The organism is Actinokineospora iranica (assembly GCF_900101685.1).
GTDB lineage: Bacteria > Actinomycetota > Actinomycetes > Mycobacteriales > Pseudonocardiaceae > Actinokineospora > Actinokineospora iranica.
Genome location: NZ_FMZZ01000010.1, coordinates 35,193 through 55,240, shown reverse-complemented (window position 1 = coordinate 55,240; position 20,048 = coordinate 35,193). Strand labels below are relative to the sequence as shown.

18 protein-coding genes are annotated in these 20,048 nt (G+C 71.9%); 13 read left to right on the top strand and 5 right to left on the bottom strand.

Annotation, left to right across the window (positions count from 1 at the left end):
• The first annotated feature begins 61 nt into the window (after positions 1-61).
• Complete coding sequence (locus tag BLS56_RS20170) at positions 62-1,534, top strand: MFS transporter (protein WP_091453285.1); 1,473 nt, start codon at positions 62-64, stop codon at positions 1,532-1,534.
• A 54-nt stretch (positions 1,535-1,588) separates the two neighbouring features.
• Here the strand turns inward: BLS56_RS20170 and BLS56_RS20165 are convergent, their stop codons facing one another.
• Together BLS56_RS20165 and BLS56_RS20160 are read right to left on the bottom strand one after the other, a co-directional pair.
• The gene (locus BLS56_RS20165) at positions 1,589-2,410 is read right to left on the bottom strand and encodes an MBL fold metallo-hydrolase (RefSeq protein ID WP_091453282.1); all 822 of its coding nucleotides are present in this window, start codon (positions 2,408-2,410) and stop codon (positions 1,589-1,591) included.
• Positions 2,411-2,577: 167 nt separating this feature from the next.
• Entirely contained in the window at positions 2,578-3,528 is a 951-nt protein-coding gene (locus BLS56_RS20160; RefSeq protein WP_324187529.1) for a PDR/VanB family oxidoreductase, read from the bottom strand.
• A 174-nt stretch (positions 3,529-3,702) separates the two neighbouring features.
• Between BLS56_RS20160 and BLS56_RS20155 the strand changes: the two genes are divergently transcribed.
• From BLS56_RS20155 to BLS56_RS20130, 6 genes are all read left to right on the top strand, one after another.
• Positions 3,703-4,872: an acyl-CoA dehydrogenase family protein gene (locus BLS56_RS20155; RefSeq protein WP_228771791.1), complete on the top strand. Its 1,170-nt coding sequence runs from the start codon at positions 3,703-3,705 to the stop codon at positions 4,870-4,872.
• A gap of 46 nt (positions 4,873-4,918) precedes the next feature.
• Positions 4,919-5,437: a PaaI family thioesterase gene (locus tag BLS56_RS20150; protein WP_091453274.1), complete on the top strand. Its 519-nt coding sequence runs from the start codon at positions 4,919-4,921 to the stop codon at positions 5,435-5,437.
• Positions 5,438-5,447: 10 nt separating this feature from the next.
• A complete protein-coding gene (locus BLS56_RS20145; protein ID WP_091453271.1) occupies positions 5,448-6,371 on the top strand; it encodes an alpha/beta hydrolase family protein in 924 nt (307 codons plus the stop codon).
• Entirely contained in the window at positions 6,368-7,597 is a 1,230-nt protein-coding gene (locus tag BLS56_RS20140; protein ID WP_091453268.1) for an amidohydrolase family protein, read from the top strand. The genes BLS56_RS20145 and BLS56_RS20140 overlap by 4 nt, the downstream gene beginning before the upstream one ends.
• A gap of 189 nt (positions 7,598-7,786) precedes the next feature.
• Positions 7,787-8,959 (top strand): MalY/PatB family protein, encoded by a 1,173-nt coding sequence (locus BLS56_RS20135; RefSeq protein ID WP_091453265.1) that lies wholly within the window; start codon positions 7,787-7,789, stop codon positions 8,957-8,959.
• Between the two features lie 268 nt (positions 8,960-9,227).
• On the top strand, positions 9,228-10,100 hold the full coding sequence (locus tag BLS56_RS20130; RefSeq protein WP_175482942.1) for an SCO6745 family protein: 873 nt from the start codon (positions 9,228-9,230) through the stop codon (positions 10,098-10,100).
• A 10-nt stretch (positions 10,101-10,110) separates the two neighbouring features.
• On the opposite strand, the gene BLS56_RS30755 is transcribed toward BLS56_RS20130, so the two are convergent.
• The 3 genes from BLS56_RS30755 to BLS56_RS20120 all read right to left on the bottom strand — a co-directional run bounded on the left by BLS56_RS30755 (position 10,111) and on the right by BLS56_RS20120 (position 12,552).
• Complete coding sequence (locus BLS56_RS30755) at positions 10,111-10,338, bottom strand: hypothetical protein (RefSeq protein ID WP_139190838.1); 228 nt, start codon at positions 10,336-10,338, stop codon at positions 10,111-10,113.
• Positions 10,339-10,380: 42 nt separating this feature from the next.
• Positions 10,381-10,950, bottom strand: coding sequence for an EF-hand domain-containing protein (locus BLS56_RS20125; protein ID WP_091453263.1), 570 nt, complete (start codon positions 10,948-10,950; stop codon positions 10,381-10,383).
• Between the two features lie 219 nt (positions 10,951-11,169).
• Entirely contained in the window at positions 11,170-12,552 is a 1,383-nt protein-coding gene (locus BLS56_RS20120; RefSeq protein ID WP_228771790.1) for an MFS transporter, read from the bottom strand.
• Positions 12,553-12,815: 263 nt separating this feature from the next.
• On the opposite strand from BLS56_RS20120, the gene BLS56_RS20115 reads away from it, so the two are divergent.
• From BLS56_RS20115 to BLS56_RS20090, 6 genes are all read left to right on the top strand, one after another.
• A complete protein-coding gene (locus tag BLS56_RS20115) occupies positions 12,816-13,952 on the top strand; it encodes an ABC transporter ATP-binding protein (RefSeq protein WP_091453257.1) in 1,137 nt (378 codons plus the stop codon).
• Positions 13,953-13,989: 37 nt separating this feature from the next.
• Entirely contained in the window at positions 13,990-15,372 is a 1,383-nt protein-coding gene (locus BLS56_RS20110; RefSeq protein WP_091453255.1) for an ABC transporter substrate-binding protein, read from the top strand.
• Positions 15,369-16,229 carry a metallophosphoesterase gene (locus tag BLS56_RS20105; protein WP_091453252.1) on the top strand — a complete coding sequence of 287 codons (861 nt, stop codon included), beginning with the start codon at positions 15,369-15,371 and terminating at the stop codon, positions 16,227-16,229. Before BLS56_RS20110 ends, BLS56_RS20105 begins: the two co-directional genes overlap by 4 nt.
• A gap of 7 nt (positions 16,230-16,236) precedes the next feature.
• Positions 16,237-17,175, top strand: a complete 939-nt coding sequence (locus BLS56_RS20100) for a carbohydrate ABC transporter permease (protein WP_091453249.1) — start codon at positions 16,237-16,239, stop codon at positions 17,173-17,175.
• A gap of 15 nt (positions 17,176-17,190) precedes the next feature.
• Positions 17,191-18,027 carry a carbohydrate ABC transporter permease gene (locus tag BLS56_RS20095; protein WP_091453246.1) on the top strand — a complete coding sequence of 279 codons (837 nt, stop codon included), beginning with the start codon at positions 17,191-17,193 and terminating at the stop codon, positions 18,025-18,027.
• Between the two features lie 294 nt (positions 18,028-18,321).
• On the top strand, positions 18,322-20,031 hold the full coding sequence (locus BLS56_RS20090; protein WP_175482941.1) for a VWA domain-containing protein: 1,710 nt from the start codon (positions 18,322-18,324) through the stop codon (positions 20,029-20,031).
• Positions 20,032-20,048: the final 17 nt, after the last annotated feature.

Sequence of the window (20,048 nt, the reverse complement as noted above, 5' to 3'; positions counted from 1 at the left end):
AGTGTATGCAACCGAATTAGATTCGGTTGCATTAGATGCAGACGCATGAAACAGTGCGCTCGTGACCGACTCTTCGTCAACAACCTCAACTTCCGACCAGCGCTGGGGGCCACGGCTGTGGGGCACGCTGATCGTGCTGTGTGGCGCGTTGTTCCTCGACGCTCTCGACATTTCCATGGTCGGCGTCGCCCTTCCGTCCATTCGGGACGATCTGGGCATGTCGACTTCCGCGCTTCAGTGGGTGGTCAGCGGGTACGTGCTCGGTTATGGCGGGCTGCTGCTGCTCGGTGGGCGCGCCGCTGACCTGCTGGGCCGTCGCCGGGTGCTGTTGGCCGCTCTGGCGGTGTTCGCCATCGGGTCGTTGCTTGGCGGGCTGGTGGACAACGCCGAGTTGCTGATCGCGGCGCGGTTCGTCAAGGGGGTGGCGGCCGCGTTCACCGCGCCCGCCGCGCTGTCCATCATCACGACGACCTTCGCCGAGGGGCCGTCGCGCAACCGGGCGCTGAGCATCCTCACCGTGTGCGCGGCCAGCGGGTTCTCCCTCGGCCTCGTCTTCAGCGGGCTGCTCACCGAGATCGGGTGGCGCTGGCCGCTGCTGCTGCCCGCGCCGGTCGCGGCCGTGGTCCTGGTCGCCGCGATCAAGCTGGTGCCCGACGACGGGCGACCGGCCCGGGACGGCAGTTCCTACGACATCGCCGGGGCGACCACCTCGACCGCGGCGCTGCTCCTGCTGGTCTACACCATTGTGCAGGCGCCCGAGGTCGGCTGGGCCTCGGCGGCCACGCTGGTCGGGTTCGGGCTCGCGGTCGCGCTGGGGGCCGCGTTCGTGGTGATCGAGCGGCGGACCAGCCATCCGCTGGTGCGGCTGGGCATCTTCCGGTCCGGGCCGCTGGTCCGGGCCAACCTGGGGGCGATGGTGTTCTTCGGCTCCTACGTCGGCTTCCAGTTCGTGGTCATGCAGTACATGCAGCGGCTGCTGGGCTGGACCGCGCTGCAAACCGCGCTGGCGTTCCTGCCCGCCGCGGTGATCGTGCTGGCGAGCTCGACCAAGATGGACGCCGTGGTCAGCCGCTTCGGCACCGCCCGGCTGATCCTGACCGGGTTCGGCTCGCTGGTGGTGGCCTACGCGTTCTTCGTCAACGCCGACGTGACGCCCAACGTGCTCGGCGTGGTGCTGCCGTGCATGGTGCTGCTCGGGGTGAGCTGCGCGCTGTGCTTCACCTCGCTGAACATCCAGGCCACAGCGGGGGTCGCCGCCCACGAGCAGGGGCTCGCGGGCGGGCTGATCAACACCTCTCTCCAGGTCGGCGGGGCCATCGGCCTCGCCGTCGTCACCGCGGTGATCACGGCGAACGAGGCGGCCGAGGGGGCGGTCACCACGCCCGCCGAGCTGCTGGCGGGCTACACGCCCGCGCTCGCGGTCGTCGCGGGCATCGCGGCGCTGGGCGTGGTGGTCTCGCTGACCGGGATCAGGGACATCCGGCGCTCAAGCGCGCCGCACCAGGCCGAACAGGAACCCGTTCCGGCCGGATAAAGGGGGAGGGGGTGGCGGCCGAGCACCGCATCAGCCGCCACCCCGACCGGCACGTCAGACCACGGCCCGCTTCCCGACCGGCAGCCTGCGGCCGGGCGTGGCCAGCCGGACCGGGCCCGCGAACGCCGACGCCGCGTCCTCGTGCAGGGCGCGCAGCCACGCGCTCTCGGTGGAGGCGAAATGGGTGAGCACCAGCTCGCCGACGTTGGCGCGGGCGGCGAGGCGGCCCGCGTCGCCGCCGCTGAGGTGGCCGTGGTCGGTCTCGTCGGTCGCCGACAGCGTCGCCTCGGCCAGCAGCAGGTCGGCGTCGGCGGCGAGTTTCACCGCGGCGTCGGTGACCCCGGTGTCACCGGTGTAGGCGAGGGTGCCCTCGGCGGACTCGACGCGGGCGCCGCAGTTGGGCCGGATGTGGCGCAGTCCGTGCATACCCAGCGTGCAGTCGCCGACCTCGAACTGGTCGCCCGGCTGGTACTCGCGCACGTCGAAGGCGACCTCGAACGCCTGGTCAAGCAGCGGCAGGCTCGCCACCGGGAACAGCGCCGCCCACTTGGCGAACAGCTCCCTCGCCCCCTCCGGGACGAACAGCGGCACCGGCCGGAACTCCCGGTCGGCGTGCTCGGGGCCGCCGGGGAAGCGGACCAGCCGCGACAGCATCGCCTTGCCGATCGGCAGCAGGTCGTAGCAGTGGTCGGTGTGGAAGTGGCTGATCACCACCGCGTCGAGAGCCTCCGGCTCCACCACCCCGGACAGCGCGGTCGCGATTCCCGGCCCGCAGTCCAGCAGCAGTCTCGTGCGCCCGGTCTCCACCAGGTACCCCGAGCTGGCCTGACCGTCGGCCGGTGACCCCGAGCGACATCCGAGAATGGTGAGCTGCATACCTAGGTTCCGATCTGTCGACGGCCGCAGGCGCGGTCACCGAGGACCGGTGCCTGCGCTGGCCTCGGGAGCATGGCGGGAAGTGACGATCGCGTGTGCGGCGGATGGCCAAGACCGAAAGACCTATTCGCCGCGCCTATCGCCGCCGGGCCCTGTCGGGCCAGGGCCTAGATGTCAAGGACCAAACGGGGCGAGCGCGCGCGGGACACGCAGAGCATCATCACCTTGCCCTCGGCGCGCTCCTGCGCGGAGAGCACCGAGTCGCGGTGGTCGACTTCACCCTCGAGCACCGGGGTCTCGCAGCTCGCGCAGGTGCCCTCCCGGCACGACGAGGGCATCTCGATCCCGGCGCGGGTCAGCGCGTCGAGGACCGACTGGCCCGCGCCAACCTCGACCACCTTGCCCGAACTGGCCGCCAGCACCTCGAACGCGGAATCCGGCCCCGCGGCGACCGCGCGGGGCGCGAACCGCTCGACGCGCAGGGCATCCGCCCGCCCGGCCGCGCAGGCCCGCTCGATCGCGTCGAGCAGGGGCTCGGGGCCGCAGCAGTAGACCTGGGCCCGCGCTGGCGCGGCGGCGAGGATGTCGGCCAGCGGCAGCAGGCCGTGCTCGTCCTCGGGCAGCACGCGGACCCGGTCGCCATAGCAGGCCAGTTCGCCCAGGAACGCCATCCGGTCGCGGCGCTTGCCGCCGTAGTGCAGCGACCAGGACGCGCCCGCGGCGTGCGCGGCGCGGATCATCGGCAGCAGCGGCGTGATCCCGATCCCACCCGCGACGAACACATATTCCTCGGCGTTCACCAGCGGGAAGTTGTTGCGCGGCAAGCCGACCGGTAGGTTCGCGCCCACCCCGACCTCGTCGTGCAGGCGCCGCGAGCCGCCGCGGCCGGGGTCCTCCCGCAGCACCGCGATCCGCCAGCGCGCCCGCTCAGCCGGGTCCCCGCACAGCGAGTACTGGCGCAGCACCCCTGGTGCGACCTCGACGTCGACGTGCGCGCCTGGCACCCATTCGGGCAGGTCGGCGCCATCGGGCGCGGCCAGGACGAACGACGCCACGTCGTCGGCTTCGACGCGTTTGGCGACTACCTGCAAGGTCATCAATCCGGCTGACGTCGGCACGGTGAACCCTCCTCGCGTCTCCCCGCCAGCCTCACCGACCGGACCGCCCCGGCGGCGGCCTGTCAGCGCATTCGACTCGCCCGATTGGAATTGGCAATGAGGCGCGGGCGGCCACCGCGGCCACAAGAGACTGGGCTGGACCGCACGGCACAGCCCGGAGAACAAGGAGCCACGGTGACCGGGACGACCCACAGCCCGCAGGAACTGGCCGAGCGAACACTGGAGTTCGTCCGCGAGCACGTCTACCCCGTCGAGCGGGAAATCATTGTGGACGGCAGGCCCATGGACGACGCCCTGCGCCTGGAACTGCAGAAGAAGGCCAAGGCCGCGGGCGTGTTCGGCCCGCTGTCGCCGGTTGAGCACGGCGGTCTCGGCCTCGACACCCGCGCGCAGGCCTTCGTGCTTGAGGCCGCTGGCACCAGCCTGATCGGGCCGCTGGCGCTGAACTGCTGGGCCCCCGACGACGGCAACATCCACCTGCTCGCGCACGCCGCGACCCCCGAGCAGAAGCGGCGCTACCTGGCTCCGCTCGCCTCCGGCGAAGTCCGGTCCTCGATCGCGATGACCGAGCCCGCGCCCGGCGCCGGGTCCGACCCGAGCATGTTGCGCACGGTCGCCGAGGAGACCGACAGCGGCTGGGTCATCAACGGAGAGAAGCACTTCACCACCGGCGCGGACGGCGCGGCGTTCACCATCGTGGTCGCGGCCACCGCGGACGGGCCGACGATGTTCCTGGTGGACCAGGACAATCCGGGCCTGCGGGTGGGCAGGCGGATGCCGACGCTGGACCACAGCGTGCCCGGCGGGCACTGCGCGGTCACCTTCGCCGACTGCCACGTCGGCGACGACGCGGTGCTCGGCGCGGTCGGCAAGGGCATGGAGTACGCCTCGGTGCGGCTCGCGCCGTCGCGGCTGACGTTCTGCATGAACTGGCTCGGCCTGGCCGTGCGGGCCCAGGAGCTTGCCGCCCGGCACATCAACGGCAGGCAGGCGTTCGGCGCGCGGATCGCCGACCACGGCATGGCCCAGGCGCACATCGCCGACAACGAGATCGACATCACCGCGGCCCGCGCGCTCATCCACGGCACCGCCGCGATCATCGACGCCGAGGGCGCGGCGAGCTCGGCGGCCCGGCACTCGGCGTCGGTGACCAAGACCTTCGTCTCCGAGGCGGTCTGGCGGGTGCTGGACCGGGCGGTGCAGCTGCACGGCGGCCTCGGCGTCTGCGAGGACCACCTGGTCGCCCGATTCCTCGTGGAGGCGCGGGCTTTCCGCATCTACGAGGGCCCGTCGGAGGTCCTGCGCTGGTCGATCGCCCGGCGTGTGCTGCGCGCCCACCAGTGACCTGCTCGCCCCACCGATCACCGTCTGACCACAAAGGACTGATCACGTGTCGACCGATATCAGGATCAACCCCGGGTTCGCCGACGCTTTCGCGGGCCACGGCGGGGAAAACCCCGACTACGACGCGCTGCGCGCCATCTCCGACGCCCTGGTGCCCTTCGGCAACCACGCAGGCGTCGACATCACCGAGATCGGCCCGGACCGGGCGGTCGTGGAGCTGCCCGCCGAACCGCACCTGAAGAACCACATGAACACCGTGCACGCGGGCGCGCTGTTCCTGGCCGCGGACATCGCGGGCGCGGCGGCGTTCGTCGGCGCGGTCGCGACCCGGCTATCCACTGTGGAGCTGCTGGTGCTTCGGGACGCGCGGGCCGCGTTCCGCAAGCCCGCCATCGGCCGCATCCGCGCCATCGCCACCATCGACGAGCGCGAGATGCGGCGCATCCTGGCCGCGACCGGCAACGAGCGCTTCGAGATCGACGGCAAGGCCGCGCTCTACGACGACGCCGACGTGCTGGTCGCCAAGTTCACCTTCGACTACGTGTGCACCATCGCGGCGAACTGAGAGGAAAGCGATGTCCGTCAGCCATACCGGCCGCGGCGCCGCCGGTTCCCGGCCGCCGTCGGAGTTCACCACGCTGGAGTCGCTGCGCGTCGAGACCGGCGACGGCACGGCCTTCACCCTGCGCCTGCTGCCGAGCGAGGACGCGAGCGCGCCGGTCGTGCTCATCCTGCCCGCGATGGCGGTCAAGGCGAAGTTCTACCTGCCGCTGGCCAAGGCGCTGCGCGCGGCCGGGCTCTCGGTCGCGACCTGCGACCTGCGCGGCCAAGGCGAGAGCACGCCGGCGCTGCGCGAGGGACCGGACTTCGGCTACCGCGAGCTGATCGAGGTCGACCTGCCCGCGATCGTCGCCGCGGTCACCGAGCGGTTCCCCGACCGGCCGCTGCACCTGCTCGGGCACAGCCTCGGCGGGCAGCTCGCGCTGCTGTTCTCCGCGACCAACCCGGGCGTGGTGGCCGGGGTGTCCACGATCGGCACCGGAACGGTGTTCTGGCGCGCGTTCGGGCCGAAGCGGTGGTTCGAGGCGCTGTGGAAGATCCAGTGGATCGGCCTGGTGTCCAAGGTCAAGGGCTGGTGGCCCGGCGGGGTGCTCATCCCCGGCGCGATGGCGGGCGGGGTGATGATCGACTGGGCGCGGCACTCCCGCACCAGCCGGTACCGGCCCAAGGGCACGAATGTCGGCTACGACGCGGCGCTGGCGAAGCTGGACATCCCGGTGCTGCTCATCTCGCTGGAGCGGGACATTCTCGGCCCTAAGTCCAATGTGGACTTCCTGGGCGAGCGGCTGGAGTCGGCGCGGTTGGCCAACTGGCACATCGCGGCCGGGGCCGGGGTGGCCAACCTCGACCACTTCGGCTGGGTCAAGGACAGCGCGGTCATCGGCCCCGCGGTCGCGACCTGGATCACCGAGCGGACCCTGCCAGGCGCGCCCGCGTGAGCTCGACCCTTTACACCGCACGGCAAGTGCTCACCGGCGACGGCGCCGTCATCGACGACGGCGCCGTCCTGGTCGAGCACGGCGGAATCACCGCGGTCGGCCCCCGGGCGGGGCTGTCCGCGCCCGGGGCGCGGGTCGTGGCCTGGTCCGGGACGCTGCTGCCCGGCCTGATCGACGCGCACGTCCACCTCGGCCTCGACGCAGGCCCCGACCCGCTCGCCCGCGTCCTGCGCGAGCGGCCCAACCGGCAACTGCTGCTGATGGCCCGCAACGCGCGGGAACTGCTGTCCGCGGGGGTCACCACCGCCCGCGACCTCGGCTCGCTCGGCCTGCTCGCCACCGACCTGCGCGACGCGGTCGCCGCGGGCACCCTGCGCGGCCCGCGCCTGCTGGTCGCCAACCGCCCGCTGACCCGCCCGCGCGGCCACTGCTGGCACTTCGGCGGCGGCAGCGCCACCCCCGACGACCTGCTGCGCCTCATCCGCACCCAGGACGCGGCGGGCACCGACGTCGTGAAGGTCATGGTCACCGGCGGCAACAGCACCCCCGGGTCACGGTCGTGGCAGACGCAGTTCTCCCGGGCGGACCTGAGCCTGATCGTCGCGGAGGCGCGCAGGCTCGGCCGCCCGGTCGCCGCACACGCGCACGGCGCGGACGGAATCCGCCTCGCGGTCGAGTGCGGGGTCGACACCCTGGAACACTGCACGTGGCAGACCGAGAGCGGCTTCGACGGCTACTCCGCCGCGCTCGCCGACCAGATCGCCCGCGCGGGCATCGCGGTCTGCGCCACGTTCAACCCGCGCCTGGCCGCCCACCCCGAGTTCGCCGAGCGCCGCCGCCAGGTCGTCACCGACATGCGCGAGCGCGGCGTCCGGTTCATCAGCGGCACCGACGCCGGGGTGGCGGGCACGCCGCACCGCGACCACGCCGCCGCCCTGCTCGCCATGGCGGGCTACGGGTTCACCCCCGCCGAGGTGATCCGCGCCGCCACCGCCGACGCAGCCACCGCCCTCGGCGTCGGCGACCGCACCGGCAGCCTCGCCCCCGGCAAGGACGCGGACCTGCTGCTGGTCGACGCCGATCCGCTCACCGACCTCACCGCCCTGCGCGACCCCGCCCTGGTGGTCACCCGAGGCGTCGAGTTCCACCCGGACAAGCGCGAGACCCCGACCCCCGCCGAAGACAGCCGCGCCGTGCGGGCGATGCTCACTGCGGCCGCGTCATGACGGCGCGGGCGGTGGATGCCCCCGGCTGGCGGCACGCACTCCCGCGCACCGGGCCGTTGGAACCTCACGCACCGCCTCCCCAGGGAGCCCGACCGTGACGACGCCCGCCGCGCTCCCCCGGCTCACCGCACACGCCCCCGCGCACCGGGCAGGCAAAGCCTCGCGCGCCGCTTTTCCGGGGGCTCGGTCATGAGATCGCTTGCGCCTGAGGTGCTGCGGCGGCGGGGCGGGGTGAAGTGGACCAGGCACGGGGAGGACGTGCTGCCCGCGTGGGTCGCCGAGATGGACTTCCCGGTCGCGGTGGAGATCGTCCACGCGGTGCGGGAGGCCACTGAGCGGGAGTTGTTCGGTTATGCCGCCGACCAGGCCCTCGCCGACCTCGCGGCGGCCTGCGCCGGGTGGCTGGGGCGGGCGCACGGGTGGGCCGTCGACCCGGAGGACGTGCATGTGGTGCCGGACGCGTTGCGCGGCGTCGAACTCGGGGTGGCGCTGCACTCCCCCGCGGGCAGCCCGGTCATCCTGCCGACACCGGCGTATCCGCCGCTGTTCGAGGTGATCGCGCAGTGCGGGCGGCCGGTGGTCGAGGCGCCCATGACCGCCTCCGGGCGGCCGACCCTCGACCTCGACGCGGTGGCCGCCGCGTTCGCAGCGGGCGCGCGGACCCTGCTGCTGTGCAACCCGCACAATCCACTGGGGACAGTCGCGACGGCGGACGAGTTGGCCGCGCTGTGCGCGGTCGTCGACCACCACGGCGGCCGGGTGGTGGCCGACGAGGTGCACGCGCCGCTGACGTACGCCGGGCACCGGCACGTGCCGTACGCGAGCGTGTCGCCCACTGCGGCCGCGCACACGGTCACGGTCACCTCGGCGTCGAAGGGCTGGAACCTGCCGGGCCTCAAGTGCGCCCAGGTCGTCGTGTCCAACCCAGCGGACCGGTTGTCGTGGTCGGCCCTGCCCAAGCTGCGCACCTGGGGCGCAAGCACCCTCGGCGTCATCGCGGGCACCGCTGCGTTCCGCCACGGCGGGCCGTGGCTGGCCGACGTCCGCGCCCACCTGGTTGGGAACCGCGACCTGCTCGCCACCCTGCTCGCCGACCTGCTCCCGCGGGTCGTGTCCCGTCCCGCCGAAGGCACCTGCCTGGCCTGGCTGGACTTCCGCGCCATCGACCTCCCCGCCGAACCCGCCGAGTTCTTCCTCAGCGAGGCCCGCGTCGCCCTCGCCGAGGGCCGGGATTTCGGCGCCCCCGGCCACGCGCGCCTGACCTTCGCCACCTCCCGCCCCGTCCTGGCCCGCATGGTCCAGGCCATGGCCGCCGCGGCGCACCTGTCCACCCCACCCCCGGTCACCGGGACCCCACTATGACCGCACCGATCCTTCGCACCCGGCCCATGGCCGCCGCGACACACTCCGGCACCGCACACCTGGCTCACCGAGCCTCGGACGCCGCTGTCGTAGGAGAACCGGGGTGCGCTGGCCGTCGGCTTTCCCTGTGCGGTGCGACCGATTCGGCTCCGCGTGGCGGTGGGCACCACCGTGTGGTGCGGGCGACTCGCCACCGGAAATGCCGTGGGGGTGTGAGAGATGCTGTGTGCCTGCGGCCTCACCCCACCCTGACCGCAGGCGCACCGCGATGACTACGACCTTGGCCCGGCTGGCCCGGCTGGCCTGGCACACCGCCGAGCCGCTGCACGCGGTCCTCTACTACGCCCCGGAAACCGCCGCCGCCACCGCGCGGTTCGACCTGCCGGTCGGCTGGATGACCTACTTCGGCTGCCGAGCCGCCCCCATGGGCAGCGTCTCGGCTGCCACGGCCACCGCCGTGTTCTACAACCTGGCCCCGGCCATGGTCGCCCGGTCCGTCCCGGCCCTGTGGCGGCACGCGACTCCCGAGCAGTTCCTCGACGCCCGTCTCACCGCGGTGGACGCCGCGCTCCGCCGACTCCTCGGCTCCCACTGCGTCACCCCGGAGACCGCCCGCGCCGCCGAACTGGCCGTCGCCGCCGCGGCCGCGGCGGACGGCGCGGGCCGTCCGCTCGGCGCGGCGAACGCCGCCCTGCCGTCCCCGGCCGAGCCCCACCTCGCCCTCTGGCAAGCCCTCACCACCCTTCGCGAATACCGCGGCGACGGCCACGTCGCGGCCCTCACCGCCGCCGAGATCGACCCCTGCGCGGCCCATGTCCTGTCGGCGGCCACCGGCGGAGCCCCGGAGTCAAGCTCCAAGCGCTACCACAAGTGGACCGACACCCAATGGAACACCGCCCGCGACAGCTTGGTTGCACGCGGCTGGCTCACCGGCGCCGGGACGATCACCGCCTCGGGCGCGCGGGCGCGGGAGCGGCTGGAACAGGAGACGGACCGCTTGGCCCGATTCCCTTACCTCGCCCTCGGAGAACGCGGGTGCGCGGAGCTGATCGCCCTCGTCCACCCGCTGTCGGACCTGGTGATGGCCGCGGGCGCGGTCCCGGTGCCCAACCCGGTCGGCTTCTGCTGGCCGCCCGCCTGACACCGTGCGGTCACAGCCGGGACGGGACCGAAACCGGAACCGCGGCGGACGTCCGGCCGCGCAGGACGAACAAGGACCGCGCGGTCATCGGCCCCGCGGCCGCGACCTGGATCACCGAGGGCGCCGTGCCGGGCGCGCCCCGGCCGGAAGCCGCCGCCCCGCGTCGCGGGCAAGCGTCGCGCGGATCACAGCACGCGCCGCCGGGTGACCAGGACGTCCACGCGGGCGGCCTGGTCACCCGGCGTCTCGACAAGATCGGGGGGCCGACTCGCGGCGGCGCTCAGTCGGACTGCCCGGGGCCGCGGCCCAGCCACCAGTTTCCCGACGCGTCGGGGTCGCCACTGGCCCAGTACTCGATAGTCGTGCGAACGAACTCGGCCGCGGAGAGGTACCCGTCGCCGTCCCGGTCGAGGTGCTGGAAGGCTTCCCGGGTCTCGGCTTCGCTGATGTCCGGGAAGTGGCCCGCCTGGAAGCTGTGGAACTCCGTCGGGCTCAGCCTGCCGTCCTGGTCGATGTCGGCGATGGCGAGAAACGCCTCCGCCAGCGCGCCGAGAGTCGCCTGCGCGGTGGCGGGGTCGTCGGCGAGGGTCAACGTGGACTCGACGAACTGGTCTTTGGTGATCGCGTCACCGCCGCCGGGGACGTGCGGCAGGTGCAGGTCACGCCAGACCCGCACGTAGGCGTCGACAATCCCCGCCTCGGCGTGCGAGCCGGGCTGGTGCCCGAGGGACGCCGCCGCGCGCTGTCCCATGAGGACGTGGTCGTGCTCGGTCAGCAGCCCGTCTCCATCGGCGTCGAGGCGGTCGAAACCGTGACTGATCTTCGCTTCGAGAAACGCGGAACGGCTCATGAGGCATATCGAACACACCGCTGATCGGGCGCGGTACCGCTAAGTCGGTGGCCAGAAGTCACCTGGAACGGTAAACCTGTTGACACCGCACGGACTCCCCGTGTCCGAGCCCGCCACGACGGCGGGCAGGCACCGACAATTCCTGCCCTGTCGAGTGAATTCGGCCAGCAGGCAAGTGACGCGCCGACCTGATTCCCGGAGGTGGGCTGTCCTGCCCGGTCAGAGCCGGGCCGACGTGGCGGGGACGGGGGCCTTCGGCGGGGTGCGGTCGCGCAGGACGAACGCGGTCAGGATCGCCGCCCCGGCCGCGGCGACGGCGGCGACGAGGAACGTCACGTGCAGCGAGGTCACCTTCCCGTCCTGGAACGGCGACAGGATGCCCGCCAGGGCGACGCCGAAGACCGCGCCGAACTGGCGAAAGGTGTTCATGGTGCCCGACGCCGTTCCCGACAGCTCCGGGGGCACCGCGCCCATCATCGCCTGGATGGCGACCACGCCGCTGGACAGCGGGACGCCGATGCCGAGCAGCAGCAGTGCCCAGCCGTAGCCGAAGTAGCCCGCGCCGGTTTGCAGGATCGTCAAGCCCGCCAGGCCGACGGCGACGCACAGCAGGCCCGCGACCATCGTCTGGCGGGTGCCGAAGCGGGCCGCCACCCAGGAGGCGCAGATCGCGGCGGCGCCCAGCGCGCCGAACAGGGCCAGGAAGCGCAGCCCGGTGTCCATTGGGGACAGTCCGAGCGTGCCCTGTAGGTGCACGGTCACCAGGAACAGCACCCCGTACAGCCCGAACAGGCCCAGGAAGTTGACCACGCAGGCGATCGCCACGGCGGGCACGCGCAGCAGCTTGAGCGGCAGCATCGGCTCGGCGACCCGGATTTCCCAGAAGACAAAGGAAACCAGGGCGAGCAGGCCGACGCCGAGCAGGCCGAGGATCAGCGGGGACGCCCAGCCGTGGTGGTTGCCCTCGATGAGGACGAAGGTCAGCGCCGCGCCGCCGAGGACGAACAGGGTCTGGCCGAAGAGGTCGGGGCGCCTGCCGCCGGTCGGGGCGGCGGCGGGCATCGTCCACAATAGACCGGCGAGCGCGATCAACCCGATCGGCAGGTTGATCCAGAACATGCTGCGCCACCCGGCCGCCTCCACCAGCAGGCCGCCGAGCAGCGGTCCCAGGGCCAGCGCGACGCCGGAAGTGCCGCCCCAGATTCCGATCGCGCGGGCACGAGCGCGGGCGTCGGCGAACAGGCCCGCTGTGACCGCCAGCGACAGCGGGACGACGGCCGCGGCGAAAACCCCTTGGGCCGCACGGGCTCCGATCAGGAACTCCGGGGTCGGGGCGAGGGCGCAGGCGACCGAGGCGAGGGTGAACCCGGCCGTGCCGACGACCAGGACCGTCTTGCGGCCGATGCGGTCGCCGAGCGAGCCCGCGGTCAGCAGCAGGCAGGCGAATCCGAGGGTGTAGGCGTCCAGCAGCCACTGCGCCGCGGTGGGGCCCGCGCCGAGGTCGGCGTTGATGGCCGGGATCGCCACGGGGGTGATGCTGGTGTCGAGGTAGACCAGGAAAGTCGCCACGCAGACCAACGTGAGCACGAGCCGTGGGCGCATATGTCTCACCGTAAGCCTGGGCATCAGGTGAAAAGCTGTCAAGTGAAGATCGCACTAGGCCGATAGGAGATCCCGATCCTCGGCCATTCGATCTTCCGATCGCGGCCGCGCTCGCCCCGATCGTCCCTGCACACCGGCCTTGACCTGGGAATTCACCAGTTTGCCGTTCCCGGGGCGTTCACCTCGCGGACACAGCGCGGTGGTGGGATTCGCGCGCAGATGACAAACACCGACGACACACCCTGATCTTGGAGGCACATTCGGTGAGCCGTATCCACATCGAGGCAGCCAGCAAGCGCTTCGACAAGGTGACCGCGGTCGACCAGGTCACCCTCGACATCGAGCACGGCGAGTTCCTCGTGCTCCTGGGCCCGAGCGGCTGCGGGAAGTCGACGCTGCTGCGCGCCATCGCGGGGCTCACGCCGCTCACCGAGGGCCGGATCACCCTGGGCGACAAGGACATCACCCACACGCCCCCGCGTGACCGCGACCTGGCGATGGTGTTCCAGAGCTACGCGCTCTACCCGCACCTGTCCGTGGCGCGCAACATCGGGTTCCCGCTGCGCGCCCGGCGCAGGCCCAAGGCCGAGATCCGCGAGAAGGTCGAGCAGGTCGCCAGGACACTCGACCTGTCCGCGCTGCTGGACCGGCGGCCGCGCGAGCTTTCCGGCGGCCAGCGGCAGCGGGTCGCGCTGGGCCGCGCCCTGGTGCGCGACCCAGGGGCGTTCCTGATGGACGAGCCACTGTCCAACTTGGACGCCAAGCTGCGGACCGCGACGCGGGCCGAGCTGTCCGAGCTGCACCGCAGGCTGGGCTCGACGTTCGTCTACGTCACCCACGACCAGGTGGAGGCCATGACCATGGCCACCCGCATCGCCCTGCTCAACGGCGGCAAGCTCGAACAGGTCGGCTCGCCGACGGAGGTCTACGACCGGCCCGCGTCGGCGTTCGTCGCCGGGTTCCTCGGCTCTCCGGCGATGAACCTGCTCGACGCGCGCGTGGTCAGCCGCGAGGGCAGGCTGCACGCGGTCGCCGAGGACGTCGACGTCGCGCTGGACATCACCGGGGAACTGTCCGATCAGGACAGTCAAGATGTGGTGCTCGGCATCCGGCCGGAGCACCTGCGGATCGGCGGCGCGCACCCGGGGCTGCGCGGCGTGGTCCGGCTCGTGGAGAACCTGGGCAGCGAAGAACTCGCGCACGTCGTCGTCGGCGACGCGCGGGTGTGCCTGCGCGGATCGCGGCCGCTCGACCTGGCCACGGGCGACGCGGTCACGCTTTCCGCCGCGCCGCAACACATCCACCTGTTCCACCGCGAGAGCGGAAAGCGGCTCGTCTGGCGCGACGAGTCCCCGACCGCCAACCGCGCCGCCGTCGAACTCGACTACTCCGCCCCCTGATTTCGCAGAAGCACAACCAGCTAGGAGCAACCCCGTCATGAACCGTTCCCGTTCCCGCCTCGGCCTCGCGGTCGTGGCGCTGGCGCTGACCGCATCCGCGTGCGGCGGTCTCGGCAGCACCGACGTCCAGCAGACCAGCGCCGTCGCCAGGGCCCCGGAGCTGGCCCCTGACCAGCAGGTGTCCATCGTCTTCGAGAGCTACAACTTCGGCCAGGCAGGCGCGTGGACCGAGACGTTCAAGCAGCTCATCGAGAAGTTCCAGGCCGCGTACCCGAACATCACGGTGACCCCGCAGAAGCCGCAGGGCAACAGCGCGAACCCGGCGACCGACACGATTCCCAGCCTGCAGAGCCAGCTCGCCACCGGCAACCCGCCGGACGTGGCCCAGCTCGGCTTCAGCGACCTGGACTTCACCATCCACCAGCTCGGCGCGAAGCCGCTCGACGACCTCGTCGGCAAGGAGGCGGTGCAGGCGAACTTCTCCGGCGCCAAGCACTCCTACGCGCCCACCGCCCGCACCCTTGGCGACTGGGGCGGCAAGACCTACGGCGTGCCGTTCGTGTTCTCCACGCCGGTCTTCTACTACAACGCCACCCTGTTCCAGCAGGCCGGTCTGGACCCGGCGAACCCGCCCAAGACCTGGGACGAGGTGCGCGCGGCGGCCAAGAAGATCAAGGAGGCGACCGGCAAGGACGGCGCGTACCTCGACTGCCTCACCAAGGAGGCCAAGGACTGGTGCTTCCAGGCCCTGGTGCGCTCCAACGGTGGCCGGGTGCTCTCCGAGGACCGCAAGTCGCTGACCTTCGCCGACCAGCCGACGGTCGAGGTCGTGCAGATGGCCCAGGACATGGTCAAGGCCGGTGAGAGCCCGAAGCTGGGCCAGAAGCAGGGCTACGAGGCGTTCGCCCGCGGCGACGTCGGCATGATCCTGGAGACCAGCGCGGTGCAGGCGACCTTCGTCAAGGGCGCCAAGGACAAATGGGACCTGCGCGCGACCACGATGCCCAGCTTCGGCGCCAAGCCGGTCGTGCCGACCAACTCCGGCGCCTCGCTGTACATCTTCTCGAACGACCCGGCCAAGCAGCGCGCGGCCTGGGAGCTCATCAAGTTCCTCACCAGCGAAGAGGCGTACGTGACGATTTCCTCCAAGATCGGCTACCTGCCGCTGCGCACCGGCCTCGCCCAGGACCCCGCTGGCCTCAAGGACTGGGCGGACAAGAACCCGCTGATCAAGCCGAACCTGGACCAGCTCGCCAAGATGGAGCCCTGGACCTCCTTCCCCGGCACCAGCTACCTGCAGATCCGCGACGGCATGATGACCGCGGTGGAGAACGCCGTGTACCAGGGCGCCGACGCGCAGGCGACGCTCTCGGCGGCCAAGGACCAGGCGGCGCCGCTGGTGCCGGGCGGCGGCAAGTGAGGGCGCCCGACCTGACGCTCATCCAGATCAGCGACACCCACATCCAGCCAGCGGGCGAGCTGATGCACGGCCGGATCGACACGCTCGCCAACCTCGCGGTCGCGCTCGACGCGATCGCGGGGTCGGGGGCGGCGGTGCACGGGCTGCTGCTCACCGGCGACCTCGCCAACGACGGCGAGGAGTCGGCGTACCGCAGACTGAAGACCACTTTGGACAAAGCGGCGGAAAGCCTTGGCTGCCCGGTGATCTACGCCATGGGCAACCACGACGACCGCGCGGCCTTCCGCGCGGTCCTGGTGGGCGAGCCCGGCGACGGCGACACAACAGCGCCGTACGACGCGGTGCACTGGCTCGGCGGACTGCGGGTGGTCGTGCTCGACAGCACGGCCCCCGGTCGGCACGACGGGCATCTCGACGACGGGCAACTGGCGTGGCTGGGCGCGGAACTGGCCGCGCCCGCCCCGCTGGGCACGGTCCTCGTGCTGCACCACCCGCCGCTGCCGTCCCCGGTCTCGACCGTGCACCTGTTGCGGCTGCGGGAACCCGAGCGGCTGGCCGAGGTGCTGGCCGGGACCGATGTCCGGATGATCCTGACCGGGCACGCCCACCACACCGGGTGCGGCGCGCTGGCCGGAATCCCGGTGTGGGTCTCGCCCGCGGTCGCCTACCGGGTCGAGTCGCTGTCCCCGCGCGAGCGCTTGCGTGGCGTGGTGGGCAGCGGCATCACCCGGGTCGACCTGATCGACGGGACGTTCGTGGCGACCGCGGTCGACCTGGCCGAGTCGCCCGCGGTGTACGACGAAGACGAGGCGGCGATGGTGCGCTACATCAGCGACCTGACGCCGAGCGCGGGGTGAGGCGGCCATGCTGATGGAGATCACGGGGCCGCCGAAGGCCCCGCCGGTGACAGCGGAACGGCCGTCGCCGCTGCGGCGCGTCCTGCGGGGCGCGCCGCCGTACCTGTACCTCGCGCCCGGGTTGGCGCTGCTGGTGATCTGGACCTACCGGCCGCTGACGCAGACCGCGGAGCTGTCGTTCCACTCGTGGAACCTGCTGCCCACCACGCCGATGGTGCCGGTCGGGTTCGCCAACTACGAACGGCTCCTCGACCTGCCCGACCTTGGGCAGGCGACGCTGCGGACGCTGGTCGTCATCCTCGGGCTGCTGCCGTTCTCGGTGCTGATCCCGGTGGTCGTCGGCCTGCTGAGCAGGCAGGTCCGCGGCCGGGGCAAGGCGGTCTACCAGGCCATGGTGTTCGCCCCGATGCTGGTCGCCCCGGTGGCCAGCGCCGCGGTGTGGCGGTGGCTGCTCGACCCCGGCGGCGGCGCGGTGAACCGGGTGCTGGGCATCGACCTGAACTGGCTCTACGAGACGGGTTCCGCGCAGTTCTCGATCATCGTGATCACCGGCTGGCACATCCTCGGCTTCGCGGTGCTGGTGGTGTCCGCCGGCCTGGCCGGGATCAGCGGCGACTACGGCGACGCCGCCTCGCTCGACGGGGCGTCGCGCTGGCAGATCACCCGCTGGATCACACTGCCGCTGCTCTCGCCGACGCTGGTGTTCCTGACCCTGATGACGGTGCTGCTGTCGGCCCAGTGGACGTTCCCGCTGATCGACACCCTCACCCAGGGTGGACCGGCGGACTCGACCACGAACGTCTACTACCTGTTGTGGGACTACAGCTTCCACAGCTACGACGCGGGGTTGGGCGCCGCGGCCGGAATGCTGCTCTTCGCCGGGTTCGGCATCATCGCGGCCGGACTGGTCTGGCTCGCCGAGCGCCTGAGCTTCCACGACAACTGAAAGGCTGACGGCAAAGTGGATGACAGGACCGACACCGTCGGCGGGGCGGCGCGCTGGCGGACCATCCGGGGGCACGCCGTGCTCGCCGTGCTGGGCCTGCTGTGCGTGTTCCCGATCTACTGGTTGTACGCGACCTCCCTGCGGCGGCCGGAGGACGTCTACGAGTTGTCCCCGCTGCCATGGCCGCTGTCCACGCAGAGCTTCACCGACGCCGCGGCGAAGATCGACGTCGTCGGGCTGCTGGCCAACACGACGCTGGTGGCACTGCTGACCGCGCTCGGGCAACTGCTGACGGGGCTGCTGGCCGCGTACGCGTTCGCCGCGTGGCGGTTCCGCTTCCAGCGGCTGCTGTACCTGGCGTTCGTGGGCACCTGGCTGGTGCCGTTCCAGGTGACGATGCTGCCGAACTACGTGCTGCTGTTCCAGATGGGCCTGCTCAACACCCTGGCGGGCGTGATCATCCCGACCCTGTGCTCCGGGTTGGCTGTGCTCATGCTGCGCCAGCACATGGAGAGCTTCCCGAAGGAGCTGCTGGAAGCGGCGCGGATGGACGGCCGGTCGTCGTGGACGACACTGTGGACAGTGGTCGTGCCGAACCTGCGGCCCGCCTTGGCCGCGCTGGCGATCCTGCTGTTCGTCAACGGCTGGAACGAGTACTTCTGGCCCGCGATGGTGCTCCAGCGCAGCAACGACGTCCTGCAGCTTGGGCTGCGCAGCTTCATGGGCACCGAGGGCAACGACTGGGGGCCGCTGATGGCCCTGGCGGGCCTGGCCTGCCTCCCGGTGTTCCTGCTCTACCTCGTGCTGCAACGGCACATCGTGAACGGGTTCGTGCGTTCGGGTCTGAAGTAGCGGGACCGCCGACGGCCGCCTGCCCTGGGCAGGCGGCCGTTGGCGTCTTGTCCCTGGTTCGCCCCTTCGGGCGGGAAAAGGGGCCGTTCGGCCAGAAGGCGATCGCCGCGCGTCTGCGGCAGGCTATCGTCGTCCTGCCGATGCGGAAGCCTGCTCCCATCGGACGAATCATGGCACGGGAGAAGGCGCCGTGCGGCTCGGGGAATGAGTTGTCCGCCTGGCTTTGGCTGCACCACAACGCGGTCCCAGCGTGGGGTCCGCGCGCGTCGGTCGACACAGGGAGGTGCGATTGACGTGCGGACAAGTCGAAGACGGGGCGCGTTAGCCGGGGCAAGTGTCGTCGTGGCCATCGCCGCGCTCGCCGGGCCGCTGGCCGGATCGGCGGGGGCGGCCGCGGACGGCACGGTGGCGGGCGGCAAGTCGCTCGGGGCGAGCGATATCGCGTGCGGGGGCTCGGTTCCGGTGACCGTGACGCTCGACGCGCAGACCGGGATCGCGGGCAATCCGGTGGACATCGAACTGGTGCTGGACCGGTCCGGCAGCATGGCGAGCGCGATCGGCGCGATGAAGCAGGCGGCGAAGGCCTTCGTCGACATCATCGACGAGGCCACCGACGGCACACTGGACGGTGTCATCGCCAACGGCAGCCGGGTCGGCCTGGTCAGCTTCGCCACCGGCGCGACGGTGGACGTCGGGCTCACCGGGGACGCGGGCGCGCTCAAGACCGCGATCGACGCCATGGTGGCGACGGGCAGCACCAACCACCACGAGGCGATCACCACCGCGCAGGCGCAGTTGGCTGGCTCCGTGCCGACCAACGCCAAGAAGATGATCATCTTCACCGACGGCGAGACGACTGTGCCGCCGGACGCGAGCGCCGCCGCCGCGGCCGCGCGCGGGGCGGGCACCGAGATCTTCGGCATCGGGCTGGGCGACAGCCTGGACGAGGCCGAGATCAAGGACTGGACGACCGACCCGGACGAGGGCGTGCACTACTTCCACGCCCCGGACGCGAGCCAGCTCCAGCAGGTGTTCGAGTCCATCGGCGCGGCGATCGTCGTGCCAGCGGCCACCAACGTCCATGTCGTGGACACGGTGGCGTCCCAGTTCACCGTCAGCGGCGCCGCCGTCTCCAAGGGCAGCGTCAACCAGGCGGGCAACCAGCTCACCTGGACCATCGACGAGCTGCGCACCGAGACCGTCACGCTGACCTTCACCGCCACGCACATCCCCGCCGCTGGCGGCGGCGTGCTCGCGGTGAACCCGACCGTGGCCTACAGCGACGCCGAGGGCCGCACCGTCGCCTTCCCGAACCCGACGGTGAACGTGCGCGGCTGCGCGGCGTTCATCGACGTCGAGCCCGAGCACGAGGTCAACGAGCTGGGCACGCCCGGCCAGACGCACACCGTCACCGCGACGGTGACCGACGACTTCGGCGACCCGGTCGGCGGCGTCGGCGTCTCCTTCGACATCCTCGCGGGCCCGAACGCGGGCGCGGCGAGCGCGGGCGCCACCGCGGCGACCGGCTCGGTGGACTTCACCTACCCGGCCACCCAGGGCCTGGCGGGCCTGGGCACCGACTCCATCCGGGGCTGCTTCACCAACGCAGCGGGCAACCCGGTGTGCGACGACGTGCTCAAGGACTGGGTGGACACCACTCCCCCGACCGTGACGTGCGAGCCGACCAACAACCCCGGCGGCGGGAACGTCCCGCCCGCGGACAACGAGGACGGCTTCTTCGTCCTGTCGGCCACGGACGCGGTCGACCCCGACCCGCAGATCTTCGTGTCCGATTCGGCGAGCCCGGCGGTGTTCGGCGGGTTCCCGAGCGGGACCAAGATCAAGCTGGTGCAGGCTTCCGGGGCGCAGCCCACGCAGAAGCCGGGCGTCGGCGACATCGACTGGAAGATCACGCTCAACGGCGACGCCCTGGTCTACGCGGTGGACGCGTCGGGCAACCAGTCCGCTCCGGTGAGCTGCCTGGTTCCCCCGCCGCCGAAGTAAGCGGCAGGCCGTTCCCA